Here is an 8,442-nt window from a genome sequence, read left to right on the forward strand (position 1 = left end):
GCGACATCAAAAGCTGAGCGCGTTTCACCACACCCGCCCACGGACGGAACCTCATCAGCACACAGGGTGTCCGGCGCACCGCGAGCGCGATGCGCCGGACACCCTGCGCGTTCCGCACCCTTCAGGCCTTGGAGAGCCGCTCGGCCGCGAGCCGGGGCTCCTTCAGCCGGACGGTGCTCTCGACGACCGAGATCAGCGAGGAGACCATCACCTCGAAGAGGTCCTCGGAGCTCATGCCGCGCGCCTCGACGGCCGCGTGCAGCGCCGGAACGGCGGTCTCGCCGTCACCGTCCACCAGGAGGCCGTTCTGGCCGACCTCCTGCAGCGCACTGGCGATCGCCAGCAGCTCCAGGCCCTCCAACAGTGGGGCGATCATGGGCAGGGGCACGCCTCCGGCGCGCAGCCGCCTCACCCTCGCCTCGTTCTCCTCCAGGCCGAGGCCCAGCGGCGCGCGGCGCAGCACGACCGGGATCAGCTCCGGATGGGAGATCAGCGCCTGCCGGATGCGGTGGGCGCCGCGCGTCAGCCAGATCCGCCAGTTCTCGTTCCCGGCGGGCGGGGCCGCCGCATCGGCCAGCGCGAGCCGGGTGACGCCGGCCAGGATCTCGTCCTTGTTGCGGAAATGGTGGTAGAGGGAGGCGCCGTTGACGTTGAGGGCCTCGCCCAGACGCCGGATGCTCAGCGCGTCGAGCCCCTCGGTGTCGACGATCTCGAGTGCCGCCTCGAGCGCCTTGCGGCGCGAGATCAGCGGGACCTTCGGTCGAGCCATGCAGAACTCTCCTCGTCTTCGGGCTCCATGTCCCCATGAACCTCGGTCACCGTGCTCCGTCGATGTTCACCACCCCTTCACATCCGCGAGCAGCGACCGTACGCGGCTGTCGCCCTCCTCCAACAGGGCTCATTACGGCCACCGTCCCCCTGTCCGAAAGAAGCGGGCCCCGCACCGGGCCGGCCGGCCGCCGGGCCGTCGGCGGGCGCGTTCGAGGGAATGCCGTGCGGCCACTACCGTGAAGACATGCGCGGCGGCAGGGTGACGCTGTTCCTGTGCGGCGACGTGATGCTCGGGCGTGGCGTCGACCAGATCCTCGCCTGTCCCGGCGATCCCGCCCTGCGGGAGGGCTGGATCCGTGACGCCCGGGCCTATGTCGATCTGGCGGAGGCGGTGAACGGGCCGATTCCCGCGCCGGTCCCGCCCGAGTGGCCGTGGGGCGAGGCCCTGCGGGTACTGGCAAAGGCCGCTGCGGACGTACGGATCGTGAATCTGGAGACCTCCGTGACGTGCGCCGACGCGTTCGCCCCGGGCAAGGAGGTCCATTACCGGATGCACCCGGCCAATGTGTCCGCCCTCGCGGTGGCCCGGCCCGACGTCTGTGTCCTCGCCAACAACCACACGCTCGACTTCGGGCGTGCGGGGCTTGTGGAGACGCTCGGGACGCTCAGCGGTGCGGGACTGCGGGCGGCGGGGGCCGGCCGGAACGCCGAGGAGGCGTACGCCCCGGTGGTGTGCCCGGTCGCGGACGGCGTCCGGGTGCTGGTGGTCGCGCGGGGAATGGCGTCCAGCGGCATCCCGCCGAGCTGGGCGGCGACGGCGAAACGGCCCGGTGTCGCCTACGTCCCCGAGCCGACGGCAGCGGCGGCCGCCGAGATCGTCGAGCGTGTGCGGCGGATCAGGCGCCCCGGGGATCTCGTGGTCGTCTCGGTGCACTGGGGGTCCAACTGGGGGTATCGCGTCCCCCGGGAGCAGGTCCGCTTCGCCCGTGCGCTGGTCGACGGCGGTGTCGACGTCGTCCACGGGCACTCCTCGCACCATCCCCGTCCCGTCGAGGTCCACCGCGACCGGCTGATCCTCTACGGCTGCGGCGACTTCATCGACGACTACGAGGGCATCTCCGGCTACGAGGAGTACCGCGACGATCTGCGGGTCGCCTATTTCCCTTCCCTCGAGGCGGGCACGGGGCGGCCGGCGCAGGTGCGCATGGTGGTGCTGCGCGCCCGGCGGATGCGGCTGGAGCCCGCCTCCGAGAAGGACCGGGCGTGGATGCGGGCGACCCTCGACCGGATCAGCCCGGGGACGGACATCACCGCGGGGCCGGGCGGCGTGCTGGGAGCGGCCGGCACGACGGGTGCCGTACGGGAGCCGAACGGCACGTCCTTCCCGGCCTTCTGAACCCGTACCGCGCAGCGGTACCGGCCTACGCTCATGCCGGTGTGACAGCAGTCAAGTCGGTGATCCGCCCGGCGGTCCCGGCCGATCTGGACGCCGTGGCCGAGATCTTCGCGCACTATGTGCGCCACACCGTGATCACCTTCGAGGAGACCCCGCCACCGCCGGCCGTCTGGCACCGGCGGCTCGGCGACCTCGCCGCCCAGGGGCTGCCCTTCCTGGTCGCCGACCTGTCCGGTGAGGTCGCGGGCTACGCCTACGCAGCCCCTTGGCGTCCCAAGCCCGCCTACCGGCACACCGTCGAGGACTCGGTCTGCCTCGCCCCCGGCCGGACGGGCCAGGGGCTCGGCACCGCGCTGCTGGGCAGCCTGCTGACCGCCTGCTCCCAGACCCATGTGCGCCAGATGATCGCCGTCATCGCCGACACCGGCACCGAGGCCTCCCTCGCGCTTCACCGCCGTTTCGGCTTCACCGTCGCCGGCCGTCTGACCGCCGTCGGCCACAAGCACGGCCGCTGGATCGACACCGTGCTGATGCAACGCCCGCTCGGCCGTACGCCGGACGGCGGACATCCAAAGCCCGCCGTGCCGCTGTAGTCCGTCCGCCCGGCCCCGGCCGGTGCCCTGTGCAGTGACGCGTCTAGGCAGTGGCGCCGCCGAAGGTCTGCAGGGGGGCGTCCCCCTTGGCGGGCGGGAAGACCGTCGGCCGCTTCTCCGGGCTGCCCCCGATGTCGGTGAAGGCCAGCAGGTCGTTGACGGCGTCGAGCCCGCCGGTGCGCAGGGCCCGGCGCTGCTGGTCCGCGCCCGTGCCCTCCCGCAGCAGACGGTGCACGACGGCGGTCACCTCCCGCAGATCACCGGCCGCCTTCAGCGCGGAGTTCACATGGTCCAGCAGCCGGCCCACCACGTCCTCGGCGCGGCGGCGGTGCCCCTGAGCATCGATCAGATCGCCGCTGAGCCCGTGCCGGGCGGCCTGCCACATCGCCGTCCTGATCATCTCCGGGGCGCACCGCGTCACACGGACACCGGCGGCCGCCTCCCACATCGAGGTCTCCACCAGGGCCCGGACCAGGCCGGCCAGCATGACGGCGTCGCTGGCGCGCAGTTGCACGTCCATGCAGCGGATCTCCACCGTGGGGTACCGCTCCGACAGCCGGGCCTGCCAGTACAGCTGGCCGGTGTCGGAGATCACGCGGGTGGACAGCAGCCGCTGGACCCGCAGGTCGTAGTCCTCCACGTCGGCGAAGTGGGGCGGTATGCCGCTGACCGGCCACCGGTCGAAGATCACTGTGCGCCAGCTGGCGAACCCGGTGTCATGTCCCTTCCAGAGCGGCGAGTTCGCCGACATCGCCGTGAGGGTCGGCAGCCACACACGGATCCGGTTCAGCACCTCCACTCCCATCCGGCGGCTGGGCACGGCCACATGCACATGCATGCCGCAGACCAGTTGCTCGGCCACCAGCTGCGGGGCCTGCTGCTGCATCGCCCGGTAGCGGGCGCTGTCGGTGACCGGCGGCGTCTCCTGGTGGGAGGGCGGGGTTCCGCTCGCCACGAGCCGGCAGCCGTGCGCCTCGGCCGCGCCCGCCAGGGCGTGCCTCAGCCGCAGCAGATGGCCGCCGACCTCGCCCAGTTCGGCACATACCGGGGTGGCCGCCTCGACCTGCGCCTGCAGCAGCTCCGACTGCACCTCCCCGGCCGTGACGAAAGGCTGCAGACCGGCTGTGACACGTACCTTGTCCTCTCGTGCGGCCGGCAGGCCCGTGGCCGCATCGACCAGCAGGTACTCCTCTTCGACACCGACGGTCGTCGCCATCAGGGCTTCCCTTCACCGCTCGATCGCGAGCGGAGCCGGACGGAACCGGTCACCGGGCACGGCACCGCCCCGTCCGACGACGGTGAGGCGCGCATGCCGAACGGCAGCCGATCGATACCTTCCGTGGAGCACTGGCAGTCACCTCAGTATGAGCGCCGGACGGGAAGCCGTGCACCGTGCGGGAAGAGCACCGCGTCACCTTTCGGCCTGGTCGCACCGTGTCCTCGCACGCCGGACCGAGCCCCTCTCCCGGCGGGGTCGCCGGCGTCCGCCGACGCCGCCGGTGCCGTTCGGTCCATGGGTCCGGCGGCCGGTTCGGCCGGGCGTTATCAGGATATTTCCGGGCGGCAATCCGGTGAGGACGTCCTCCGGTGCCCCTCGGTCCGGTGCGCATCCCGTTCCCACGGCACGCTCCGGCCCGGGGCGCGGATGCCCGCTCCCCGGGAAGCGGAACGGAAAGGCCGGAAAGGCTCACCGCTCCCCTGCGGGCAAAGCCCGCAGTTCGAGGCCGTGTCGGAACCCTCCGGCCCCCTTCCGCGCCGATGTGGCCGCGAAGGCGCAAAGTGGTCGGCGGCGTGTCCGCCGTCACCCGCCACGGAAGTCCTCGGCGGGCGTCTCCGGCCGCGCCGGTCCGCCGGGCTCCGGGGGACGGAGCGCCTTCGGGCCGGCGGGGGACGGGGGGACGCGTACGGCCAGGAGGGCCACGTCGTCGTGGTTGTCGGACGGGCGGACCCGCGCGAGCAGGTGGTCGGTGAAGGACTCCAGGGGACGGCGGATCAGGGAGGCGGCGTGCCGGCTCAGCCGGTGCAGCCCCTCGTCGAGGGACCGGCCGGGGGATTCGATCAGTCCGTCGGTGTACAGCAGGAAGGTCGAGCCGGGCGGCAGGACGGTGGTCGCGTCGGTGCGGTCCTGATCGGGGTCGACGCCCAGGAGCAGGCCGTCGCCGCCGGTGAGACAACGGACCACGCCGTCGTGGGTGACCAGCAGGGGCGGCGGATGGCCGGCGTTGGTCCAGGACAGCTCCCACTGTCCGTCGTCGGTGGCCGTCGCCAGGGCGAGGACGAGGGTGGCCATGGACATCCCGGCGATGCGCATGGACGCCTGGTCCAGCCATTTCACGATCTTGCTGGGCGGCCGCTGCTGGGCCCAGGTGTAGGCGCGGAGCATGTTGCGCAGCTGGGCCATGCCGGCCGCGGCGTCCAGGTCGTGGCCGACGACGTCCCCGATGACCAGGGCCATGGCCCCGTCGGCCAGGGTGAAGGCGTCGTACCAGTCGCCCCCGACGTCGGAGGCGTCCGGCGCGGGAAGGTAGCGGGCGGTCATGTCCAGCCCCAGCCCGTGGGGCAGCTGCGGCAGCAGATGCCGCTGCAGGGTCTCGGCGACCGTGCGCTGCCGCTGGTAGAGGCGTGCGTTGTCCAGTGCCAGATCGGCGCGGCGCGTGATGTCCTCCAGCAGCGCGGCGTCGGCCGCGGTGAACGGCTCCGGCTGCGCGGAGCGTCCCAGCAGCAGGGCCCCGAGGACTTCCCGCAGGCCGAGAATGGGTGCGATGACGGCCGAGTGCATCCCCGTCGCCTCGAACAGACGGCGCTGCTCGGCACCGGTGCCCGAGATCTGCGGCTCCCGGTAGATCTCCGGCCCGAGCAGGGCGGACGCCGCGCCCCGCAGGGCCCGGGACAGGGGCAGGGGCGAGTCCTCCGGCACCGGCGGCATCGGCCCCTGCAGGTCCTCCCGGTACCTCAGGGCACCGTGGTCCATGTGCCCCACGGCGACGCGCCGCACCTCGTCGCGTTCGGTGATCAGGTCGATGACGGCCCAGTCCGCCAGGCGGGGAACCAGCAGACGGATCAGTCTGCGCAGCGCCTCCTCGGTGTCCAGGACGGAGGTCAGCTGGGAGGTGACCTCGGCCAGCAGCGTCAGCCGTTCGAACTCCGAGAGCGACGCACCGGCCGGCTTGGGCGGACCGACGGCGTCGTGGGGGCGGAAGAGGACGAGCGTGGCGGACCGGTCGCCCAGGTCGCACGGCACGACCGTCCACACGATCCGCAGCAGGGACCCGTCACCGCGTTCGAACCACTCCCCCGCCTTCTGCACCGTACGGCCGGTGTGAGCGGCCTCGCGCAGCGGGCACTGGGCCCTCGGCGTGCGCTCCCCGTGCCGGTCGCGGTGCAGCAGGTCGTGTGCGTCGTGGCCCACCAGCTGTGCGGCGGGCCGGGCCAGCAGCCGCTGTGCCCGGGCGTTGGCCCCGAGGATGCGTCCCTGCTCGTCCGTGACGTACGCGGCGGACCGCAGGACGTCCAGCACGCCCGCAAGCGCCTCACGGGCATCGCCCGGCGGTCGCCCGGCGGGGCGGCGCACTCCCGGCGGATCCATCTTCGTGCCTGCCACCTCCAGCCGCGGCACCGGCCGCCTTCCGCACCCCTGTCGCCGGGTTCCCCGGCCGGCCGGGATGACGCCTGCGGCGGCGGATCCCGTCCCGCACCGGGCCGGGTTTCCGTTTGAAGGCGGGCCGGCAGGAAACCCCGGCCCTGTCGGCCCTCTTCCGCACCTTCGGATCCGTCCCGCACCTCCGGATCCGTCCCACCCCCTTTTTTCTCGTTCTTCACGGGAGTATCCCGGGAGTATCCGATGAAGACAGACACCCGTCCTGCCTCCGATCTCCGGCACGATCCGCTGGTACGCGGTCTCGGCTGGGTCAGTGCGCTGCTCGGTGTGCCCCAGGTCGTGCATCCCGCCGGTGTCGCCCGGGGGCTGGGAGTGGAGGACACGCCCCGGCACCGCGCGGCCACCGCGGCGGTCGGCGCCCGTGAGCTGACCGCCGCGGCGGGACTGCTGGCCCGGCCGCACCCCGCATGGCTGTGGGGCCGGGTCGGCGGCGACGTCATGGACCTGACCCTGCTGGCCCGGGCCCTTGTGCACCACGACGGACGCGGTGCGCGCCGCACGGCCGCCGCCACCGCTGCCGCCGCCCTCGTCACGGCCGCGGACGTCTATGCGGCCGTGACCCGGACCCGCGGGACGGGCGAGACGGAGGCGACCGCGGCGACCACCGTCGGCGTCCCCCTCGACGAGGCCTACGAGCACTGGCGCCGCCTCGACCGGCTCCCGGTCTTCATGGCGCACCTCGACGAGGTACGCGTCACCGGGCCCCGCACCAGCCGCTGGACGGCGGGCGCGCCCTTCGGCAGGACGGTCGAGTGGGACGCCGAGATCACCCAGGACGTCCCCGGGCGGCTGATCGCCTGGCGTTCGCTGGACGGCGCGGACGTCGACAACTCCGGGGAGGTCCGCTTCACCCCCGCTCCCGGCCGGCGCGGCACCGAGGTCCGTGTGACCCTGCGCTACGCCCTTCCCGCCGGCCCGCTCGGCAAGGCGGTCGCCCGCTGGTTCGGCCAGGAGCCGCACCAGCAGCTCGACGACGACCTCAGGCGCTTCAAGCAGGTCGTGGAGACCGGCGAGGTGGTCCGCTCCGAGGGCGCCCCCGGCGGCAAGCGGGCCCGCGGGGAGTTCCCGCAGCGCCCGGCGCGGCCGCTGACCGAGGCCGAGGCGGACGGGCTGCGAAAGGCCCTGTCATGAAGGCGGTCTGCTGGACGGGCCGGAACTCGGTGGAGGTGCAGGAGGTCCCCGACCCCTCGCTGCTGAACAGCCGCGACGCCATCGTCAAGGTCACCTCGACGGCCATCTGCGGATCGGATCTGCACCTGCTCGACGGCTACGTCCCCACCATGCAGAACGGCGACGTCATGGGCCACGAGTTCATGGGCGAGGTCGTGGAGACCGGGCCGGGCATCGGCGACGACGGGCCTCGGGTCGGCGACCGGGTCGTCGTGCCGTTCCCGATCGCCTGCGGGGCCTGTGCCGCGTGCCGGGCCGAGCTGTACTCGTGCTGCGAGAACTCCAACCCCAACGCCGGGATCGCCGAGAGGTTCTTCGGCCACCCCACGGCCGGGATCTACGGATACTCGCATCTGACCGGCGGGTTCGCCGGCGGGCAGGCGGAGTACGCCCGTGTGGTGTTCGCCGACGTCAACGCCCTGAGGATCGAGTCGGACCTGACCGACGAGCAGGTGCTGTTCCTGTCGGACGTCCTGCCCACCGGGTACATGGCCGCCGATCTGTGCGACATCCAGGAGGGTGAGATCGTCGCCGTCTGGGGGGCCGGTGCCGTGGGCCAGTTCGCGATGGACTGCGCCCGGGCGCTGGGTGCCGAGAAGGTCGTCGCGATCGACAAGGAGCCCTACCGGCTCGAGATGGCCGCCGCACAGGGCTACGACACCGTCGACTTCGAGGAAGTGGACGTGCGTTCGGCCCTGCTGGAGCTGACCGGCGGGCGCGGCCCGGACAAGTGCATCGACGCGGTGGGCATGGAGGCCACGCACGGTGCCGCCCATGTCCGGGTGTACGACCGACCTTCCGCCGGCCGATCGCGAGCGCGGCGACGGTGCCGCCCATGTCCGGGTGTACGACCG

The 8,442-nt window shown here is 72.9% G+C and carries 7 protein-coding genes; 4 read left to right on the plus strand and 3 right to left on the minus strand.

Annotated features, from left to right (window positions below):
* Positions 1 to 121: 121 nt before the first annotated feature.
* The gene (locus CCN35_RS21035; RefSeq protein ID WP_086793899.1) at positions 122 to 769 is read right to left on the minus strand and encodes a TetR/AcrR family transcriptional regulator; all 648 of its coding nucleotides are present in this window, start codon (positions 767 to 769) and stop codon (positions 122 to 124) included.
* Between the two features lie 246 nt (positions 770 to 1,015).
* Between CCN35_RS21035 and CCN35_RS21040 the strand changes: the two genes are divergently transcribed.
* Both CCN35_RS21040 and CCN35_RS21045 read left to right on the plus strand, forming a co-directional pair.
* The gene (locus tag CCN35_RS21040) at positions 1,016 to 2,167 is read left to right on the plus strand and encodes a CapA family protein (protein ID WP_086793901.1); all 1,152 of its coding nucleotides are present in this window, start codon (positions 1,016 to 1,018) and stop codon (positions 2,165 to 2,167) included.
* 41 nt (positions 2,168 to 2,208) lie between these two features.
* Positions 2,209 to 2,760, plus strand: coding sequence for a GNAT family N-acetyltransferase (locus CCN35_RS21045; RefSeq protein ID WP_086793903.1), 552 nt, complete (start codon positions 2,209 to 2,211; stop codon positions 2,758 to 2,760).
* 43 nt (positions 2,761 to 2,803) lie between these two features.
* Here CCN35_RS21045 and CCN35_RS21050 read toward each other — a convergent pair whose 3' ends face one another.
* The gene (locus CCN35_RS21050; protein ID WP_086793905.1) at positions 2,804 to 3,976 is read right to left on the minus strand and encodes a carboxylate-amine ligase; all 1,173 of its coding nucleotides are present in this window, start codon (positions 3,974 to 3,976) and stop codon (positions 2,804 to 2,806) included.
* A 585-nt stretch (positions 3,977 to 4,561) separates the two neighbouring features.
* The gene (locus CCN35_RS21055; RefSeq protein ID WP_086793909.1) at positions 4,562 to 6,346 is read right to left on the minus strand and encodes a SpoIIE family protein phosphatase; all 1,785 of its coding nucleotides are present in this window, start codon (positions 6,344 to 6,346) and stop codon (positions 4,562 to 4,564) included.
* Between the two features lie 255 nt (positions 6,347 to 6,601).
* Here CCN35_RS21055 and CCN35_RS21060 point away from each other — a divergent pair, with 255 nt between their 5' ends.
* Both CCN35_RS21060 and CCN35_RS21065 read left to right on the plus strand, forming a co-directional pair.
* Positions 6,602 to 7,549, plus strand: a complete 948-nt coding sequence (locus tag CCN35_RS21060) for an SRPBCC family protein (RefSeq protein WP_067399369.1) — start codon at positions 6,602 to 6,604, stop codon at positions 7,547 to 7,549.
* Positions 7,546 to 8,442 (plus strand): alcohol dehydrogenase catalytic domain-containing protein (locus tag CCN35_RS21065; RefSeq protein WP_086793907.1); only part of this gene is annotated, 897 nt, incomplete at its 3' end. The genes CCN35_RS21060 and CCN35_RS21065, both read left to right, overlap by 4 nt.

Source organism: Streptomyces thermovulgaris (genome assembly GCF_002155915.1).
GTDB classification, from domain to species: domain Bacteria; phylum Actinomycetota; class Actinomycetes; order Streptomycetales; family Streptomycetaceae; genus Streptomyces; species Streptomyces thermovulgaris.